The sequence below is a fragment of the Dyella sp. BiH032 genome (assembly GCF_031954525.1).
Classification (GTDB): domain Bacteria; phylum Pseudomonadota; class Gammaproteobacteria; order Xanthomonadales; family Rhodanobacteraceae; genus Dyella_D.
Window position 1 is genome coordinate 971123 of record NZ_CP134867.1, and the last position, 19800, is coordinate 990922.

Annotated in this window: 15 protein-coding genes; 7 read left to right on the forward strand and 8 right to left on the reverse strand. The window is 66.4% G+C overall.

Annotated features, from left to right (window positions below; genetic code table 11):
- Window positions 1-12: 12 nt before the first annotated feature.
- The 8 genes from RKE25_RS04245 to RKE25_RS04280 form a co-directional block, all read right to left on the reverse strand.
- Complete coding sequence (locus RKE25_RS04245; RefSeq protein ID WP_311841023.1) at window positions 13-621, reverse strand: hypothetical protein; 609 nt, start codon at window positions 619-621, stop codon at window positions 13-15.
- 585 nt (window positions 622-1206) lie between these two features.
- The gene (locus RKE25_RS04250; protein ID WP_311841024.1) at window positions 1207-2250 is read right to left on the reverse strand and encodes a serine hydrolase domain-containing protein; all 1044 of its coding nucleotides are present in this window, start codon (window positions 2248-2250) and stop codon (window positions 1207-1209) included.
- A gap of 8 nt (window positions 2251-2258) precedes the next feature.
- Window positions 2259-3020, reverse strand: a complete 762-nt coding sequence (locus RKE25_RS04255; RefSeq protein ID WP_311841025.1) for a M15 family metallopeptidase — start codon at window positions 3018-3020, stop codon at window positions 2259-2261.
- Window positions 2959-4500 (reverse strand): serine hydrolase domain-containing protein, encoded by a 1542-nt coding sequence (locus tag RKE25_RS04260; protein ID WP_311841026.1) that lies wholly within the window; start codon window positions 4498-4500, stop codon window positions 2959-2961. Before RKE25_RS04260 ends, RKE25_RS04255 begins: the two co-directional genes overlap by 62 nt.
- Window positions 4484-5695: a dipeptidase gene (locus RKE25_RS04265; protein WP_311841027.1), complete on the reverse strand. Its 1212-nt coding sequence runs from the start codon at window positions 5693-5695 to the stop codon at window positions 4484-4486. The genes RKE25_RS04260 and RKE25_RS04265 overlap by 17 nt, the downstream gene beginning before the upstream one ends.
- Window positions 5692-6975 (reverse strand): diaminopimelate decarboxylase, encoded by a 1284-nt coding sequence (lysA, locus tag RKE25_RS04270; protein ID WP_311841028.1) that lies wholly within the window; start codon window positions 6973-6975, stop codon window positions 5692-5694. Before lysA ends, RKE25_RS04265 begins: the two co-directional genes overlap by 4 nt.
- Before the next feature lie 240 nt (window positions 6976-7215).
- On the reverse strand, window positions 7216-10212 hold the full coding sequence (locus RKE25_RS04275; protein WP_311841029.1) for a carboxypeptidase regulatory-like domain-containing protein: 2997 nt from the start codon (window positions 10210-10212) through the stop codon (window positions 7216-7218).
- A gap of 57 nt (window positions 10213-10269) precedes the next feature.
- Window positions 10270-11688, reverse strand: a complete 1419-nt coding sequence (locus RKE25_RS04280; RefSeq protein WP_311842324.1) for a transglutaminase domain-containing protein — start codon at window positions 11686-11688, stop codon at window positions 10270-10272.
- A gap of 291 nt (window positions 11689-11979) precedes the next feature.
- Between RKE25_RS04280 and RKE25_RS04285 the strand changes: the two genes are divergently transcribed.
- The 7 genes from RKE25_RS04285 to RKE25_RS04315 are packed head-to-tail and all read left to right on the forward strand — an operon-like array spanning window position 11980 to window position 19732.
- Complete coding sequence (locus tag RKE25_RS04285) at window positions 11980-13128, forward strand: DUF819 family protein (RefSeq protein WP_311841030.1); 1149 nt, start codon at window positions 11980-11982, stop codon at window positions 13126-13128.
- A 25-nt stretch (window positions 13129-13153) separates the two neighbouring features.
- Window positions 13154-14548 (forward strand): SH3 domain-containing protein, encoded by a 1395-nt coding sequence (locus RKE25_RS04290; protein ID WP_311841031.1) that lies wholly within the window; start codon window positions 13154-13156, stop codon window positions 14546-14548.
- A 39-nt stretch (window positions 14549-14587) separates the two neighbouring features.
- Window positions 14588-15685 (forward strand): dipeptide epimerase, encoded by a 1098-nt coding sequence (locus tag RKE25_RS04295; protein WP_311841032.1) that lies wholly within the window; start codon window positions 14588-14590, stop codon window positions 15683-15685.
- Window position 15686: 1 nt separating this feature from the next.
- Window positions 15687-16535 (forward strand): MurR/RpiR family transcriptional regulator, encoded by an 849-nt coding sequence (locus RKE25_RS04300; RefSeq protein WP_311841033.1) that lies wholly within the window; start codon window positions 15687-15689, stop codon window positions 16533-16535.
- Window positions 16536-16560: 25 nt separating this feature from the next.
- On the forward strand, window positions 16561-17355 hold the full coding sequence (locus RKE25_RS04305) for a hypothetical protein (RefSeq protein ID WP_311841034.1): 795 nt from the start codon (window positions 16561-16563) through the stop codon (window positions 17353-17355).
- Window positions 17352-18602: a dicarboxylate/amino acid:cation symporter gene (locus RKE25_RS04310; RefSeq protein ID WP_311841035.1), complete on the forward strand. Its 1251-nt coding sequence runs from the start codon at window positions 17352-17354 to the stop codon at window positions 18600-18602. The genes RKE25_RS04305 and RKE25_RS04310 overlap by 4 nt, the downstream gene beginning before the upstream one ends.
- Entirely contained in the window at window positions 18599-19732 is a 1134-nt protein-coding gene (locus RKE25_RS04315; RefSeq protein WP_311841036.1) for an FAD-dependent oxidoreductase, read from the forward strand. Before RKE25_RS04310 ends, RKE25_RS04315 begins: the two co-directional genes overlap by 4 nt.
- Window positions 19733-19800: the final 68 nt, after the last annotated feature.

Consider the following 19800-nt stretch of genomic DNA (forward strand, 5'->3'; position numbering starts at 1 on the left):
CTGCTGCCCTCCTTAGTAAGTCTTGCTCCAGGCGACGATCGTTTCTCTGCGATAGTTACTGTCAGGATTTCCAGGAGTACGGAAGTCCTTTGTGGCGATATGCGCTCGCATCAGCACGCTGACGGTTCTGTCATTGACCTCGATATAGATGCTCGGTCGGATGTTCAGGCCCCAACCATCGGGAATGTTGCTCTGCTCAACGTGATGAAGGACTTTTTCATCTTTGAAGATGGAGCCGATATCAATGAATGCTTCGTGCTCAGCTCCATCTAGTGACGTCCACTTCACTTCCGCCGGGGAGGGGAAGTTCCTGGCTCCCAGGTAAGAGGCATTCTTCCATTTGTCCCGGTAGTCCGGAGAGGGCGGCGGTCCGGAAGGCCGGTCCGCGTCCAGCCTGGTGAAGTCGTAATTGTCGTAGATGACGCTGCAACGCAATGTGTTGTAGCAATGCGATCCAAAACTATGCTCTTTGAATGTCAGCGGCCACGGAGTGGGGAGATGGGTCGGGCTGGCTGGATTCGAATGCGTCATCGTCAAGCATCCTGTAAGCGCAAAGGTGAGGATGGTGGCAGCGTATTTCAGTGAGCGGCCACTACTACCTAAAAGGGCAAGTTTCAGCATACGAACCACTCTAATAGATCCGGCTTCAGGCCAGAACCGTGTTGTTGCGAAAACTGCATTAGTAACTCCGGCTCCAAACCTTCGGGGCGGGGGCGGCGCCGGGGGGGCTTGGCGTGCCTGATAGCCGCCGTTGTAGCTGACGCTGCATTCGAGCGTGTCGTAGCAGATGGCCAGGAAGTCGTACCGTTTGAAATGCAGCGGCGTGCTCAGGGTGTCCCGGGGGCGGATCGATCCGGCCCGGCCGCCCGTCTGGCGCGGCCTCGCTGCGCATCGTGCCGAGCCGGCGCAAGATGCCACGAGTTGCAAAGCGATTATCCCTGTTCTGCATGTCCCATCCTTTGCGACGTTCGACTCACTGTCTCGCTGGCGATCTTAGCCACCGTGTGCGGTGAGGCCAGTGTCTTGGGGACTAGGATGCACGTAGCGTGATTCGCATCGCAAGCTGGCGATGTGGAGGAAACGCGGAGAATGATCGGAAATGTTAGTTCGCTGATCGATTGGACAAGGCGAAAAGGGCGCTCGAAGCCCTTGCGCATCAGAGCCAAGCCAGGCAGCTCTGCGAGAGCATGGGGCATCGGAGAGACCTCAAGGTTTGAGATAAGCCTCGCCTATCTCCTTCGCCAATCCATACGGCTCCGGCTCATTACGATTACTCAACAGCATCACCGTCACCCCCTGCTTCGGCCATCGCACGATGACATTGCGAAAGCCGATGCTCTCCCCCGAGTGCCACAGCACGTCGCCGTGGATGCGCCAGCCGTAGCCATAGGCATCCACATCCGTTTCGCCGGTCACTTTGTTCTGCGCGGCGAACGCCAGGCGGCGTGATTCGTCGCTCAGGAGGCGGTCGTCATAGAGCGCGGCATCCCACTTCGCCAGGTCGTCGATCGACGAGTAGATCCCGCCATCGCCGCGCGTGGCGCTGGTGAGGTCCTGGTCGGTGCGGAGCCAGTGGCCATCCTGCTCGCTATAGCCGTACGCGCGATGCGTGGGCTGTGGACCCTTCGGTTCGCGCAGCATGGTGTGGTCCATGTGCAGCGGCTGGAAGATGCGCTTGCGCAGGAAGTCCGGCAGGCGTTGGCCAGAGGCGCGTTCCACGATCAGGCCGAGCAGCACGTAGCCGCTATTGCTGTAGCGATAGCTCGTGCCGGCAGGAAAGTAGGTGCGTGTCTCGGCAGAAAGCATGCGCAGCACGTCGCCATCGTCGAGCTGCCGGGTGGTGCCGGGCGGGATCAGGTCCTCGTAGTCGATGAGGCCGGAGCCATGCGAGAGCAGATGGTGGATGGTGATGTTCGCGTCACTTGCCGGAAGCGACGGCAGCCAATGCCTCACCGAATCGCTGAGTTTCAACTTGCCGTCTTCCGCCAGCAGCAGAATCGCCGCCGCAGTGAACTGCTTGCTGATGGAAGCCAGTCGATAATTGGTGGCGGGCGTGGCGGCGACGCCGGTTTCGAGGTCCGCATAGCCGTAGGCCTTCCGCAGCACGGGCTTGCCGTCCTTCAACACGAGCAGAGAGGCGCCGGGCACCTTGCCCTCGTAGCGCTTCATCAGCGTGTCCGCATCGTCGGCCCGCACTCCGGCGGAAAAGAATGCGAGCAGGCTGCAAAGAAGAAAGAAGGCAAGGCGCATAGCGAACCTCAGCGGATCGGCAGGTCGTAATAGGTGTCCGGTGTGGGCTCCGGATCCAGCGTGTAGTGCCACCATTCGAATGGGTAGTTGCGGAAGCCGCCGCGCTTCATCGCCGTGCGGAGCAGGTCGCGGTTGGCGCGCTGCGCCGGGGTGACATCCGTCGAGTCGGTGTTGGCGCGCGGATCGAAGTAGTCGAAGGGCGTGCCCATGTCCAATGGTGTGCAATGCTCGTCGTGCGCGTCGCATTGCAGCAGGGTCAGATCCATCGTTGCGCCGCGGCTGTGACCCGAGCGTGGAGCAATGTAGTCGCCGAGCAGTACGCGCTTGTCGAGATGGGGATAGTGCGTAGCCTTGGTGCGCTGGTCGGCGAGGTCGCCGCCCCAGCGCACGAAATGGCGCACGGCACGGGCGGGCCGGTAGCAGTCCCACAGCAGCAGGCGCCGGTGATCGGTGCGCAGGCTGCGTTCCACGCCGGCGAGCGCCTCCGCGGCAGGCCGCAGCAGATAGCACTTGGCCGCTTCGTAGCCGTCGACGGGCGTGCCGACGAAGTTGTCGCTACCGGCGTACTTGATGTCTTCGGCGATATCGGGCGCGAGGCTGCGGATGTCCACCAAGTTCGCCTGCGCCAACGTGCCGGTGGCGACCGGTGGCTTTTCCGCCGGCGCGGCGCAGCCGCCCAGCAGAATGGCGACCGGCAGCGCCAGGCGGCTAATCGCAGTCGCGCATGCGCTTGAATGCGAGATCTTCGAAGTCGTAGCTGAAATCGGCATCGGGATCGACCTTGCTCATGTGCAGATTGCCGAGCTTGCTGGTGGGCGCATGCAGCCATGCCTCGGCATCGCCGTGCTCCCATTGCACGAGAAATTCCCCGCCCACGCGCATCACCGGCCCGCGCAGCCGCGGCGACTTGGCGGACTCGAAGGCTACGCCGTTGTCACGGGGGCACAGGCGGATTTCGCCGAACCACGGGTCGCGCCATACCCCGAGCAGGCCGGCCAGTTCCTTGCCGGTGGCCGGCTGGCGGCGGGACGTGTCCGGCACGCGTGACGCATGGCGGTGGCTTTCCTTGGCGGCCAGTTCGTCGGCGTAGGCGGCGACGCTGCGCGCCTTGTCCGGCGCGGTGAACTGCTTGAGCAGCACCTCGATCAGCACGGTGCGAGCTTCTTCCGCGTCGCCGTTGATCAGCACGACGAAACCGTCGCCACGGTCCGGCAGCAGATAGAGCGCTGAGTACATGCCCGAGAGCGTGCCCGTGTGCGACACGGTCAGCGCGCCGTCGACGTCGGCGATACGCCAGCCATAGCCGTAGGCGTACAGGCGGGTACCGTCCCAGGCGCGGCGCTGCGCGGAGATCGGCATCGGGGTGTAAGGCGTCCACAGCTTGTCGCGCTGCGCCTGGGGCAGCCACGCCAGCTGGGCGGGCGTCGGTGCCAGCCACTGGCGCGCCCAGGCCAGCATGTCATCCAGGCTGCATTGCACGCCGCCGGCGGCTTCCATCGTGGTGGGGCGCACCATCGGGTCAGCAGGTACCCGCGGTTCGTAGCCCTTATCGCCGCGCGCATGCGGCACGGCCACCGGCGCGAGCGCATCGCGCCGCCACGTGCCGACCTGGCAACGCGATAGCCCGAGCGGCTCGAACACCTCACGACGAAGCAGGGTCTCGTAAGGAGCGCCGCCGGCCGCAGCCGCGACTTCGCCGGCCACGACGTACAGCAGGTTGTCGTAGGCGTAGCCGGCGCGGAAGCTGTAGCGCGGCTTGAGGTAGGCGAGCGCGGCGACGATGTCCTGGCGGGTGAAGGCGTTCGGCTCCGGCCACAGCATCAAGTCGCCGGCGCCTTCGCCCAGGCCGCTGCGATGGGTGAGCAGATCGCCTACCTGCATGTGTTCCGTCACCCAGGGGTCGTACATGCGGAACGCCGGCAGCCAGCGCTTCACCGGGTCGTCCCAGCGCAGCTTGCCCTGCTGCACCAGGCGGGCGAGCAGGGTGGCGGTCATGGCCTTGCTGTTGGAGGCGATCTTGAACAGCGCGTCGGGCGTCACCGGCTGGCCCGAGCCGAGCGCGAGCTCGCCGGCGGTGCGCCGGTAGACGACTTCGCCGTGCTCGATCACGCCGACGGCGATGCCGGGCAGGTGGTAGCGCGCCACCACCGCATCGATCAGTGGATCGAAGCGTTCCTTCGGTGTCTGCGCTCCCGCCGTGCCGGCGACGAGCGCCAGAAGGGCCGCGAGGGCGCTAGCGAGGCGTCGCATCGGCCGCTCGCTCCACGTCCCCCCACACGCGCAGCAGGTTGCCGCCCCAGAGCTTGGCGATGTCCGCATCGCTGAAGCCCGCACGGCGCAGCGCCGCGGTGACGTTGCGGGTCTGGCCGGCATCGCGCCAGCCATCGATGCCGCCGCCGCCATCGAAATCCGAGGCAATACCCACGTGGTCGATGCCGGCGACCTCCACCATATGGCGGATCTGCGCGACGTAATCGTCCAATGTGGGGAGAGGGAACGCCGCATCGATGCGGCGCATGCCCTCGACGTATGCCGGCAAGAAATCGTGCTTCTCGCTGTCGTACTGCTTGTCGCCCGCCCGCTTCGCCACCTGCGCCTGCAGTGCCTTCTCGGCAAGTTCGCGGCCCGGATCGAGTTTGAGGAAACCCTTGTACGCGACGGCCTGGATCACGCCACCCTTGGCCGCGATCGCGCGCAGCAGGTCGTCCGGCAGGTTGCGCGGGTGATTCACCAGGGCGTGGGCGCCGGAGTGCGAGGCGATGATCGGGGCCCTGGAAAGCTTAAGCACATCGCGCACGCAAGCGTCCGAGCTGTGCGAGATGTCGACCATGATGCCCAGCCGGTTGGCACGCTCCACCACCTGGCGGCCGAACTCGCTGAGGCCGGCATCGCTGAGCGGCGGGTCGCCGAGGTCGGCGGTTGGCATGGAGCTGGTGCACAGGTCGTTGTGGCCGACGTGGGTGAGGCCGATGTAGCGCGCGCCCTGCGCGAAGGCCCAGTCGAGGTTCTTCAGATCGTGGCCGAGCGAGTAGCCGTTCTCGATGCCGATCATGGCCGACAGCACGCCGTCTTTGCGGTTGGCCAGGACTTGCGCCGGCGTGGTGGCAAGGCGGATGCGCTGCGGATAGCGCTGCACCAGCAAATGGATGTCCTCGTACTTGCGCTTCGCCTGCGCGACGGCCTTGGCGTAGCCCTTTGCGTCCAGCGGGCCCTGTTCCACATAGATCACGAAGAACACGGCATTCAGGCCGCCGCGCTCCATCTTGCCCAGGTCGACTTGCAGCGGCGTGTCCTTGCCGGCGTCGAAGCGCGGCTCGCGCATGTAGGCCAGCGGGATGTCGACGTGGGTGTCGATGGTGACGGGCGGATCCTGCGCCGCGGCGGCGGTGCCGGTCCACAGGAGCAAGGGCAGCGCCAACGCGCTCAGGTGAGGCCAAGCCTTCATGCGGTTTCCCAGTCGCGGGCCGGCTGCTCGCCGGCGACCATCTCTTCGAAACTCTGCCTGCGCCGCACTATGGCATGCCGTCCGCTGTCGAGCAGCACCTCGGCGGCCAGGGGGCGCGAGTTGTAGGTAGAGGCCATGGCCGCGCCGTAGGCGCCGGTGGTGCGGATCAGCACCAGGTCGCCCGCGCGCAGCTCCGGCAGCTCGCGATCGACAGCGAAGGTGTCGCCCGTTTCGCAGACCGGGCCGACCACGTCGTAGCGGTGCCGCGGGCGGGGCTCGCCCACCAGGGCGACGATGTCGTGCCAGGCGTCGTACAGGCTGGGGCGCAGCAGGTCGTTCATCGCCGCGTCCAGCACCAGGAAGCGGCGCCGCTCGCCTTGCTTGACGCGCACCACGCGTGTCAGCAATACGCCGGCTTCGGCCACCAAATAGCGTCCAGGCTCCAGCAGGATGCGGCCGCGAAAGCCGGCCAGGGCGTCGCGGATGGCCTGGCCGTAATCCGCCGGCGCGATCGGCGCCTGTCCTTCGCGATAGCGCACGCCGAGCCCGCCGCCGACGTCGATGCTGGCGATGGCGTGGCCGGCGTTCTCCAGTTCGCGCCAGAACGCAGCCACGCGCGCGAGCGCCAGGCGGAACGGCTCGACGCTGAGGATCTGCGAGCCGATGTGCACGTGCAGTCCATCCAGCCGTACGTTGGGAAAGCGCGCCGACCCGGCGAACCAGCGCCGCGCTTCGTCGATGCTCACGCCGAACTTGTTCTCCGCCTTGCCGGTGGAGATCTTGGCATGCGTCTGCGCGTCCACGTCGGGATTGATGCGCACGGCGGCGCGTGCAGTGGTGCCGAGTTCCTCGGCGAGCGTCTGGAGCATGTCCAGCTCGTCCGCCGATTCGAGATTGAAACGCTGGATGCCCGCGGCGAGCGCCTCGGCGATCTCGCCCGCGGTCTTGCCGACGCCAGAGAACACGATGCGTTCGGCCGGAATCCCGGCGTGCAGCGCGCGCCACAGCTCGCCGGAAGAGACGATGTCCGCACCGACGCCCGCTTCAGCCATCAGTTGCAGAATGGCGACGTTGCTGTTGGCCTTGATGGCGTAGCAAAGCGTGGCATCCAGTCCGTGCAAGGCGTCCTGCAGGCCGGCGATGCGCGCGCGGATCGCGTTGGCCGAATAGGCGTGGAACGGCGTGGGGATGCGCTCGGCGAGACGGCGCAGGTCGACGCCGTCGAACAGGGCGTCGGGGTGGAGCGTATCGCCTGCGGCAAGCGTAGCGGTGTGTTGCATGAGAGCCTCAACGTAAGCCCTTCTCCACAAGGAAGGGACGGAACCAGGTGCTGGGCGGAGCGTACCGCCTCGCGCCGCCCGCATCCTCTGCCGCTGCAGCCGACAGGGTCCCCCGCAACTGGCGATGCTCTTTCGCGGGACAACGTTGGACAAGCCGGAGAACGGAAGACGACACGCCAGAACGCCGCACGAAAAAAAGGCGGCCCGAAATCCCGCGGGCCGCCTTGGGGAGTACATCTATCAGAAATCCACTGACACCGTCAGCTGTGCGAAGCGCGGCGCCTGGAAGCGCAGCGGCTGGCGGAAGGTGGGATTGGTGTCGTTGCTGATCGATGTCTGCAGATCCTGGTCCACGGCCACTGTGCGCTGCTGGTTGAACAGGTTGTATACGGCGAACTTCACGCGCAGCTGGCCCGTGTCACCCAGCGAGCGCAGGTAGGTCACGCTGGCGCCGAGGTTGTAGGTCCACGGCATGGTGCCGTACTTGCCGCGCGGGGAGCGCTCGTAGACGCGGTCTTCCGAGCGGTCGGACGAGCAGTTCGCGACGCAGATGTAGTAACTGTGATAGTTCGTCGCATCGAACGGGTTGCCGACGCCAAAGCCCGTAACGGGACCGCCCGACAGTACGGTGAGATCGCCGCCGAACTGCCAGTTCGGAGTGAGTGCATAGGTGCCGCGCAGTTTGAGCTGGTGGCGGTGATCGTTCGGCAGGTAGCCTTCACCGCCGTAGTTCACCCATGGGTCGTCGAAGTTCTCCGTGCGGCCGGTGTCGTCGAAGTTGGTGTCGGAGTTGACCGGGCCTTCGGCGTTGCCGCGGTTCCAGGACAACGTGTAGGAGGCGTTGAAGGCCCACTTGTTGTCCCATGCACGGTCGACCTGGAGTTCCAAGGCCGTGTAGGTGCGCTTGGGCTTCACCCAGCCGCGCTGGCCCAGGTAGTTGCCGTCGGCGTCGTACATGGCCCAGCCTTCCTTCGCCGTGTCCACGGTGACCCAGCCGTCGGCGACGCCGTCGCAGTTGGTGTCGCCCCACACGGTGGCCTTTTTGCCGGGGTTGCCCATCACCCAGCCGATGTAGCCATCGCCGCCGCACTTGCCGGTGGCGCTGATCTCCATGTCGTCGATGGCGTTGTGCAGACGGCGGTAGGTCGCGCTGACGCCCCATGACCAGCTCTTGTCCAGCATCTGCTGGAAGCCGAGGATGGCTTCGTCCTGGAAGACCTGGTCCATGTCGTGGTCTACCTGCGAGCGCAGGTCGCCGACCTTGCCGTCGCCCTGCGACACGTCCACGCCGCCCAGCTGCGGACCGAGCTTCGGGATCGCGTACTGCGTGCCGTTGCGATCCATGATCTGCCAGCCGTCGAAGGCGTAGTAGGTGCGCTGATCGAGCAGGCCGCCGGCCTGCTTGATGTTGATCACGTTGGCCACCGGCAGGAAGTAGCGGCCCAGGTTGCCGAACAGCTTGGTGGTGCCGTCGCCCTTGATGTCCCAGGAGAAGCCGAAGCGCGGCGCCCACATGTTCTTCATCTTGATGTAGCTGGTGCCGTCGGCGGCCTTGTTGTCGAAGCCGTCGTTGCGGATGCCGGCGTTGAGCAGGAAAGTCGGCGTGATCTGCCAGCTGTCCTCGAGGTAATAAGCCGAATTGGTGGTCTCGAAGGTGCCGGCGATCTCATAGCGGCGGGCACGTACGTAGGCCGTGTAGCCGGCCGGCAGCACACCGCCGGTGTTGTTGATGGTCGAGCCGGGGGTGGCGTAGTAGACGTTGTAGTAGAGCGCGCCGGGGCCGGTGTAATGGCGCTGGTAGATCGACGTGTCCTTCTCGTGGTCGTAGCCGAAGCGCACCAAGTGGTCGCCGAGCTTCCACTCGAAATCGGCGCGTGCCTCTTTGCGGGTGTCGTCGCGCTTCTCGACGGTGGAGTTGGTGGTGCAGCCCAGGGGTACGCCGCCTGGCACGGGCACGGCGTTGGTGACCTTGGTTTCGGCCGCGACGCGGTTGCATTCGATGTCGCTCAACGAACGGGTGAAGGCGTTGCGCTTGTTGCTGCCGTACAGCAGCTTCATCGAGAGGTCGTCGGTGAGGTAGTTGGTATAGGTCAGCGCCCAGTTCTTGCCGCCGGTGTCGGTGAAGATCTTGTTGGTTCTGGCACCGAGCGTACGGGTGTCGAAGTCGTAGTCGTAGACGTCGCCGGTGTTCTTGTTCTTGTCAGAGAACGCCATCAACGACAGCAGATTGTTGTCGTTGATGTGCCAATCGATCGTGGTGCCCCAGAAGCCGTTGTGGGCGCCGTTGCTGGTGAAGGTGGTGCCATCGTCGCTGGTGTTGCGTGGCGAGCTGCCGCGCGCCTCGTACATGGCGAAGAAGAACAGCTTGTCCTTCACGATGGGGCCGGACGCGTAGACGTTGGTCTTCATCAACGAATCGCGGTCCTCGCTGGAGGCGAGGTAGCGGTTGCCTTCGGCGTCATAGCGATTCTTGGGCCTGGCGTGCCAGGCGCCGGGCTCCATGGTCAGTTCGGTGCCCCACTTGAACTGGTTGGTGCCGGAGCGCGCGACGGCATTGATCACGCCGCCGGTGGTGCGGCCGAATTCGACGGAATAGCCACCGGTCTTGACCTGGAATTCCTGATAGAAGGCGAACGGCGCTTCCGAGTAGCCGTTGCGGTTGTAGAAGTCGGTGACGTTCAGGCCGTTCACGTAGATCGCGTTCTCCGCGATCGACGAGCCGCCGAAGGTGAGGCCGCCGAAGCTGGCGTTGCCTTTGTTGACGCCCGGGGCGAGCAGGGCGACCGAAGCGATGTTCTGGTCCACCGGCAGGCGGCGCAGCTCCTCGCGGCTGATATTGACGGCGGACTCCGTGGACGAGACGTCCACGGCGGTGATCACGCTGGTGGCGCTGACGCTGACCCCTTCGAGTTCCTTCACGCCCAGGTTCACGGTGGTGGCGTTACCCAGGGTGACCGTGACTTCCGCCGGCTGCGTGGTGAGGTTGCCGTCCTTGCGGCTTTCCAGCACGTACTTGCCCACCGGCAGGAACGGAATGCGGTAGTTGCCCTTTTCGTCGGCCGTGGTGGTGCGCGACAGGCCTGTGGCCGGATCGCGCACGGTCACCACTGCGCCGGGCTGCGTGCGGCCCACGATGGTGCCGTCATTGTTGGCGGCGTGCGACTGCCAGGCCGGCAGCGCGAAAGCCATGCCAAGGCTCAGACATAGCGCGGTCTTGCGCAGATATCGACTGCTCATCTCCCCCATCTCCCCGTCTCCCCAACGTGATGTCGATGCGTGTGCGGAAAAAGCCTGCTAGCTCCCGGCGCGCCCCCGCGCATCCGGCAGCAGTTGCCACTCGAAGTGGTAATCCCACTGGTTGAAATACAAATTGCCACCCTTCCATTCGACCTCGCCGCGTTGCGAGTCGACGTTGTCGGAGCGGAAATGCTGCTTGGGCGGCGTGAAGGGCTGGCCGAAGTCGCTGTTGAAAGCGATGCGCCAGGCGTCCAGTCCGCCGAGGTAGAACCATTGCAGCGGCGCATCGGCCGCCGAGGCGGAATGCAGCTGGCCGGTGGTGACGTCCATTGGCACCCACCCGTAAGGCGCGAGGTAGACCTGGCCCCAATCGTGGATGTTGTCGTAGCCGTTGTCGGCGAACACCATGCCGGACTGCCAGCGCGCCGGGATGCCGTTGAGGCGCAGCAGCGTGATCAGCAACAGCGTCTGCTGTCCGCAGTCGCCGTGGCCCGCGTGCAGCGTGTAATCGCTGATGTTGCTGATGGTGGAGTACTCGCGCGCGCCGGCCCACGGAATGCGGTCGACCGCGGCGAACAGCTTCTGCACGATGCGGTAGGGGTTCTTCTCCTCGCCCACCGCTTCCTTGGAAAACTTGCGCAGATCGTCGGTGAACACGACATGCGGAGCGCGTTCGGCGACATAAGGCGCCAGTTCCGGCGTGATGCGCGCGGCGGTGACCTTGTCCGGGTCGATCTCGCGGTACTGGGCGGAAAGCGTGACCTCGTAGGTCACCGAGAACACGGTCTTCTCGCCGGCTTTGGCAGCCGGCTGCTCCAGGTACACCGTGCGCATCGGCGCGGAGGCCGGCGCGATCTCATGCTTGGCCGGCACGCTGGCGACGTAGCGCACGTCATCCTGCTGCCCCGGCAGTTCCTGTGGATACGGAATCCAGGCGCGCACCGTCTCGCCCGGCGGCACCGCACCGGCGTCGACCGTGACTGTCTGCGTCATGCGAACGCGATGCGGAAGCACGCTGTTCTTGTGTTCGGCCAGTGCGGCGGCGCGTACCTGGCGGTGGTAGTCGTTGAGCGACTCCATCGGGCCGTCGGTGAGCGGGGTCTTGTCCTTGCGCCGGTCGCGCGCTTCGGCGCTGAGGCGGAACAGATTCCCCGGCGAACGCTTGAAGTAGAGCGTGCGGCCGTCGATGGTCTGGTGTTCGAACAGGTCGGCGGCGTTCCAGCGCGCGAATTCGGCATCGGTGAGGTCGGGAATCTGCTTGCGGACGCGTGCCTTTACCGTCGTTTCGTCGAGCGTGAAATCGAGCAGGATGCGGCGCATCCGTTCGCGCTGGAACAGCCAGTCCTCGCGCGCCTGCGGCGTGAGGCCGGGTTGCGCGAGGGCGTGGTCGATGGCGGCGTCCGCATCCTTGAACCGGCCGGCATCGATCTGGGCGATAGTCTGGCCCAGGTTGGGCGATGCCTTGGTGTCGGCCATGGCCGGGGCGAGGCTCGCCACGCAGAGCGCCAGTGCGAGGGCGGTCCGGCAGAAGCGCGGGGCGGTCGGAGCGACGTATGGCGAATCTGCCGTTTTCACTACGAACACTCCCCGCAAGAAGTTGTTGAAAGCGCTGTGTAGCATGCTTGCAATCCCTGGTCAATAATTTATGCTTTGATCGAAATTGTCAGGAATTAGCTATTCCAAGAAGACCGGATCGCCCGCGTGCGGCCCGGCGTGTGCCGGGATCGGGGGAGGTCGCGGCGGGGCAGGCCTACGAGAGGGGGTTCGATGATCCAGACGGTATGGCCTTACCTGGCGCTGATGCTGTTGGCGGCAGGGGCATTTCCCGCGCTGGAAAGGCAGTTCGGCTGGCGGATCTTCAACGTGCTGCCGCCCATCGTGCTCACCTATCTGCTGGTGACGGCGCTGGCGGTGTCCGGCCTGTGGCGCAACACCGAGGAAATCCAGGCCGCGCAGGCGACCCTGGTGACGCGGATGGTGCCGGCGCTGGTATTCCTGCTGATGATCAATTGCGATCTGCGCGCGATCTTCGCGCTGGGGCCGCGCGTGCTGGCGGTGTTCGCCTGCACCTCGGTGAGCCTGTTCACGGCCTTCGTCCTGACCTATCTGATGTTCCGCCATTGGCTGCCCGGCGATGCCTGGCATCCGCTGGCCGCGCTCAGCGGCAGCTGGATGGGCGGCACGGCGAACATGATCGCGGTGAAGCAGGCGATCGGCATGTCGGACACGCACCTGGCGATGAGCTTGCTCACCGATGCGCTGTGTTACTCGATGTGGGTGGTGGTGCTGTTCTCGGTGGCCCGGCTCGCGCCGGCGTTCAACCGCTGGACGCGCGCGACGTCCAGCGCCGAACTGGTGGTCGCCGAGACCCGCGCCGACAGCGGCCCGACGGCCGACAGCGTGCTGTTGTGGCTGGGCCTGGCGCTGTTGGTGGCGGCCGGTTCGGCGTGGCTGGGCGACCGGCTGCCTGCGTCCGGCATGGTCAGCCCGACCACCTGGACCATCCTGCTCGCCACCGCGTTCGGGCTGCTCGCCGCGCACACGCCGCTGGCGCGACTGCCCGGCGCCGGCAAGATCTCCAGCACGCTGCTGATCGCCGTGGTGGCGGTGCTGGCATCGCAGAGCAACTTCGAGGGGATGGGCCGGGCGCCGCTCTACCTGCTGTGCGGCGTGAGCATCATCGCGATCCAGGCGGTGCTGCTGGCGCTGTTCGCCAAGTTGTTCCGCTTCGATTTGTATCTGTGCGGCATCTCCTCGCTGGCCCACATCGGCGGCGTAGCCGCCACCCCAGTGCTGGCCGCGACGTACGCACGGTCGCTAGTGCCGGTGGGCATCCTGCTGGCGCTGCTGGGCTATATCCTCGGGACCGGCTTCGGGCTGCTGGTGGCTTCGGTGCTGTCCATGCTCGCTTCGTGAGAATGCTTTGACCGGGAAAAGAACCATGCGCCATCCACTCGCCGCCGCCTGCCTGCTCCTGCTGCTTCCGTATGGCTCCGCATTGCACGCGCGCGAAGCTGCGAAGCTGGCGGTGCCGCCGTCGGGCGTCATCGGAGTGGAGCAGGCGCAGCTCAACCCGGCGTTCTGGATAAGGCAGGCGCCCGATGCGGATGCGGTAGTTCTGGACACCAAGGCCATCGCGGCGCGCAACGCCACCCTGTTCAAGGTCGATCCGAGCATGCACGACCTGCATGCGTTGCCGAAGACGATCGACCGCGCGCAGGTGCTCAAGTGGATCGGCGATGTCTCCAAGCGCCCGACGCGAACGCTCTATGACGAAGCCGGCCAGCCGGTGCCTGCGGCCACGATCGACGCACAGCTGGCGGCCTTGGCGCTGGACAAGGTGCCGGACGCACAGAAGACGCGCTTTGGCTTGGTAGTCCGCCGCGCCGCGCTGCGGTCGTTCCCGACCGCGCTGCGCGTCTTCAGTCGCCAGGGTGACACCGACATCGACCGCTTCCAGGAAACGGCGGAGTTCCCCGGCACGCCGGTGGCGATCGTGCACGCCAGCGCGGATGGCCGATGGCTGTTCGTGGTGAGCCCGCGCTACGCGGCCTGGGTGGAGCGCGACGCCGTGGCGGAAGGCGCGCGCGAGCAGGTGCTGGCCTACGCCGACCAGGCGCCATACCGGGTAATCACCGGTGCCGTGGAGCGCACGGTCTACACGCGCGAGCAGCCGGGCGTATCTCAGCTGGCGCTGGACATGGGCGTGCGCGTGCCGCTTGCGCAGGGACTGGCCCCGGACCAGCCGGTAAATGGCCAGCATGCCTATAGTTCGTATGCGCTCGAATTGCCGATCCGCCAGGCGGATGGCTCGCTGGCCTTCAGCCCGGCCTTGCTCCAGAAGCATACCGACAGCTCGGCGGACTACCTGCCGCTGACCCGCGCCAACCTGATCCGCCAGGCTTTCAAGTTCCTCGGCGAGCGCTATGGCTGGGGCCATGCCTACGACGCGCGCGACTGCAGCGGCTTCGTCTCCGATGTCTACCGCAGCATGGGCGTGCAGATGCCGCGCAATACCAGCGCACAGGCGGTCAGCCCGGGGCTGGACCATACCGCGTTCACCGAGCAGGACGGGCGCGAGGTGCGCGAGCGCGCCGTCGAGCAGCTCCAGGTGGGCGACCTGATCTACATCCCGGGGCACGTGATGATGATGCTGGGCCGCATCGACGGCGAGCCGTACGTGATCCACGACACCCAGGGACTCAGCTACCGCGATGGCGGCGCCATGCGCCGGGTCAAGCTCAACGAAGTGTCGGTGACGCCGCTGCGGCCACTGATGTTCAACGACAGGCAGAGCTACATCGACCGCATGACCAGCATCGTGCGCATTCGCTGACGAAACATACAGACCAGAACAACGGACAGACGGACCTCCATGAAAATCACCGACATCCGGTTCGGCATGCTGCGTGTGCCGCTGAAGACTCCCTTCAAGACGGCCCTGCGCACAGTCGAGCGCGTCGAGGACATCGTGGTGATGGTGCATACCGACACCGGCCACATCGGCTATGGCGAGGCGCCGGCCACCGCGGTGATCACCGGCGACACGCACGGTTCGATCGTCGACGCGATCCGCCATTACATCGCGCCGCGCCTGCTCGGGCAGGAGATCGCCGATCTCAACCGGATCACCCAGCTGATCCAGTCTTCCATGGAGAAGAACACCAGCGCGAAGGCGGCGGTCGAGATCGCCGTGTACGACCTGTGGGGCCAGCTCTACGGCGCACCGCTGTACAAGCTGCTGGGCGGCGGCGACCCGGTGATCACCACCGACATCACCATCAGCGTGGACTACATCGACAAGATGGTGGCCGATTCGATCAGCGCGGTGGAGCGCGGCTTCGAATCGCTGAAGATCAAGGTGGGCAAGGACATCGGCGTGGACATCGAACGCGTCAAGGCGATCTATGCGGCGGTGGAGGACCGTGCCTTGCTGCGCCTGGACGCCAACCAGGGCTGGACGGCGAAACAGGCGGTGTACGCGCTGCAGACGCTGGAGGATGCCGGCGTGAAGCTGGAACTGGTCGAGCAGCCGGTGAAGGCGCGCGACCTGGAAGGCATGCGCTATGTCACCGAGCGCGTGCACACGCCCGTCATGGCCGACGAGAGCGTGTTCGGCCCGATGGAAGTGATCGAGCTCATCCGCCTGCGTGCGGCGGACATCATCAATATCAAGCTGATGAAGACCGGCGGCATTTCCAACGCCATTCGCATCGCGGACATCGCGGGATTGCACGGCATCGATTGCATGATCGGCTGCATGCTGGAGACCAGCATCAGCGTGGCCGCGGCCGTGCATGTGGCGGTGGCCAAGGCCGACGTGATCACCAAGGTGGACCTCGACGGCCCGTCGCTGTGCCAGTACAACCCGGTCGACGGTGGGGTGATCTTCAACGAATCGGAGATCTCGGTGACCGACGCGCCGGGACTGGGCATCCGCGAGATCCGCGGCCTCGAGCCGCTCGAGGGCTGACATGTCGCCCCTGGTCAAGATCCGCTCCGAACGGGACCAGATGTCCGCGGTGGAGCGGCGCATCGCCGACTTCATCCTGGAGAACGCGCAACTGCTGCGCGACTACTCGTCGCAGCAGCTGGCCAATGCCTTGGGCATCAGCCAGTCCAGCGTGGTGAAGTTCACCCAGAAGCTGGGCTTCAAGGGCTACCCGGACCTGAAGTACTCGGTGGGCGAGGCGATCGCGCGCGCCGACAACGGCGAAACGGCCGTGGCCGCACGCGAGGTGACCGGCAGCGAGGAAGAGCCGCTGGCCACCAGCTTATGGCGGCGCAAGTCGGAAGCGGAAGAAGCCACGCGGCTGATCAACCCGCCGGACGTGCTGGGCGGCACGGTCGATGCGCTGGCCGCGGCCGGCAAGGTGTTCGTGATCGGCGTGGGCGAGGACGACATCTATTCGCGCGGTTTCGCGCTCAAGCTGTCGATGCTCGGCATTCCCACCGTGCAGAGCTTCGATGTCGCCCGGATGATGGCGAGCATTTCTTCGGGCGGCAAAGGCGATGTGCTGCTGATCTTCTCCGAGCACGGCAATCATCCGGCGCTGTGCAAGATGGGCCGGCTGTTCCGCGAGCAGCATGGCCGTCTGGTCACGGTGACGCGGCACACCTCCAACCCGTTGCGCGCGCTGGCCGACCTGGCGCTGCTGGTGTCGGCGCACGACGAGCAGCCGTACGTGCAATCGATCGTCTACCAGTCCGCCCTGCAGCATCTGCTTGACGGTCTGTTCATCCGGCTGTGCGAAGGCGACGAGCGCCGGCACGCGCAGCTGCTCGCTAATCTGGAACGGCTCCAGCTGCTGCTGGAACCCTGACCGGCCCTTCGCTGCGCAGGCCCGCATGATCCACGCCTTCCGATCCTTGTTTCCGCGTTCGATCCCTGGCGTGCTGCTGGCGGGACTGCTCGCGGGCTGTTCGACCCACGCCATCCGTCCCCAAGAGGCGGCAGCGTGGCGCGACGCGCATCAGCTGGTACTGGTGGTGACCGACGACTGGAACGCCGACCATGGACGTCTGCGCGCCTACGAACGCGTGGGCGACGATTGGCGGCCGGTGGCGGATGCCGTGCCGGTGACGATCGGTCGCGCGGGTTCGGCGTGGGGTGTGGGCTTGCAGGCGCCACGGACGGACGGCCCGGTGAAGCGCGAGGGCGACGGGCGCAGCGCAGCGGGCGTGTTCCGCATCGGACAGGCCTTCGGCTACGCGGAGCAATCGCCGACTTCCATGTCGTACCGCGCATTGCAGGTTTCCGACTACTGCATCGACGTGGACGGCTCGGCGCTCTACAACCGCATCGTCGACGAGCGCGAGGTGGGCGCGCAGGCCGTGGCCGGCTCGACCGAGCCGATGCGGCGGGATCTCCATGCGAACGGGGATCAGCGCTACAAGCTGGGTTTCGTCATCGAACACAATCCGGACGGCAAGCCCGGCGCCGGTTCCTGCATCTTCGCGCATCTGTGGAGTTCGCCGACCGATACCACGGCCGGCTGCACGGCGATGGACGAGGCCGCGATGCGGCGCCTGCTCGGCTGGCTCAAGCCGGAGGAACACCCGGTGTTCGCCTTGCTGCCGCGTGACGCCTACGTGCACCTGCGCGGCGATTGGCACCTGCCGTCGCAGGACGTGGCGCCATGAGCCCGACCGCGCGCGTGCTGACCGGCCTGGCGGCCGGTGCGTTGCTGGGGCTGGCGCTGGATGCCATTCATCCGGACGTCGCGGTGCGCGTGGCCGATATCGCGCAGCCGCTGGGGCGACTCTGGCTGAACGCCTTGCAGATGACCGTGGTGCCGCTGGTGCTGGCGCTGATCGTGGTGGGCGTGAATACCGCGTCCGACGCTGCTGCGTCGGGACGGGTGGCGCGGCGGGCGATCGGCGTGTTCGTGGTGATCTTGGTTGCGGGGGCGCTGCTGGCCGCGTTTGCTGCGCCGGCGATCTTCGCGCTGTTCCCGCGCAATCCGGCGCTCGCCGCCGCGCTGGGCAAGACAGTGGCGGGCCCCGCTTCCACGGTGGCGCCGATGGGTTGGGCGGACTGGTTCAATGGCGTGGTGCCGAGCAACGCGATCATGGCGGCGGCGCAGAGTGCGATGCTGCCGCTGGTGGTGTTCGCGCTGTTCTTTGGCTTCGCGTTGACGCGTATCGAGGCGGCGCGCCGCGCCTTGGTGGTGAATTTCTTCCAGGCCATCGCCGACGCGATGATCGTGGTGGTGCGCTGGGTGCTGTGGGCGGCGCCGGCCGGCGTGTTCGCGTTGATCCTGGCGGTCTGCGCGCGTGCGGGCCTGCACATGCTCGGCGCGCTGGGCATCTACGTGCTCGTGGAATGCATGCTTTATCTGGCCGTGACGGCGCTGATGCTGCCGGTCGCGGTGCTGTGGGGCGGCGAGCGGCCGCGTCGTTTCATCGCCGCGCTCGCGCCGCCGCAGGTGGTGGCGTTGAGCACGCAGTCGTCGCTGGCCTCGATGCCGGCTATGCTCGAAAGCGCGAGCGCACGGCTGGGCTATCCCACGCATGTGAACGCGCTGGTGCTGCCGATGGCGGTGAGTTTGTTTCGCCTGACCAGCCCAGTGCAGTACGTGACTTCCGCATGCTTCATCGCCTGGGCCTTCGGTATGGACCTGGGTGTGGCGCAACTGGTGGTCGGCGCGCTGCTGGCGGTGGTGATCAGCCTCGGGTCGGTAGGCTTGCCTGGGCAGGTCAGTTTCATGGCGACGAACCTGCCGGTGGCGCAGGCGATGGGCGTGCCGGTGGGGCCGCTGGGGCTGATGCTGGCGGTGGACACGCTGCCGGATGCGCTGGCGACCCTCGGCAACGTCACCGCCGACCTCACCGCCACCTGCGTGGTGGCGAGGCAGTCGGCGGCGGATGCGGTGGTGGAGGAAGCATGAGTCCGGTAGTGGATGTCGACGCGGTGGTGATCGGCGCCGGCATGGCCGGTGCGTCGGCTGCCTATTTCCTGGCGCCGCACGCGCGCGTCGTGGTGCTGGAGCGCGAGGCGCATGCGGGCATGCACGCCACGGGGCGTTCGGCGGCGCTCTTCTCGGAGACCTATGGCTCGGCTCAGGTGCGCGCACTGACGCGCGCCACGCGGCCGTTCCTGCAGCAGCCTCCGGAAGGTTTCGCCAGCCATCCCATCCTGACGCCGCGCGGCACCTTGATCATCGGCGACGACGCGAAGGCCGGGGCTGTCATAGCCATGCGCGATGCGATGCTGCCGCATACGCCCGATCTCGCGCTGCTGTCGGGCGAGCAGGCACGCTCGATGGTGCCGGTGCTGCGCCCCGAAGCAGCGCGCATCGGCTTGTACGAACCGGGCGCGGCCGACATCGACGTGAACGAGCTGCACCAGGGATTCCTGCGCGCTCTGCGCGCCCGCGGCGGTCAGTTGTGCACCGGCGTGGAGATCGCCGCGATCGAGCGCGGACCGGGGCACTGGTACGTCGATACCGGCGAGACGACTTACCGCGCGCCGGTCGTCCTCAACGCCGCGGGCGCCTGGGTCGACCAGGTAGCCGCGCTGGCTGGCGTGGCGCCTTTGGGTATCGAGCCGCGCCGGCGCTCGGCTTTCCTGTTCGACGGGCCGCAGGGCGTGGATGTGGCGCGCTGGCCGTTCGTGATCGATGCCGACGAGACGTTCTACTTCAAACCCGACGCCGGCCTCCTGCTCGGTTCGGCGGCCAATGCCGACCCCGTTCCGCCGCACGACGTGCAGCCGGAGGAGCTGGACATCGCCATGGGCATCTACCGGATCGAAGAGGCGACGACGATGCAGATCAGGCGGCCCACGCGGACCTGGGCGGGCCTGCGCTCCTTCGTCGCCGACGGCGACCTGGTCGGCGGTTTCGCGCCGGATGCGCCGGGCTTCTTCTGGGTGGCCGCCCAAGGCGGCTACGGTATCCAGACCAGCGCGGCGATGGGCGAAGCCTGCGCGAGCCTGGTGCTGGGGCGGCCCTTGCCGGGGCATCTGCAGGATGCGGGGTTGACGGCGGCGATGCTGGCGCCGCGCGGGCGGACCTGAGAAGCGTGCCGGCGCATTGGCGCCGGCCATGTCGCGGGGCGGTCGACATGGCATTTTTGGGATACTGC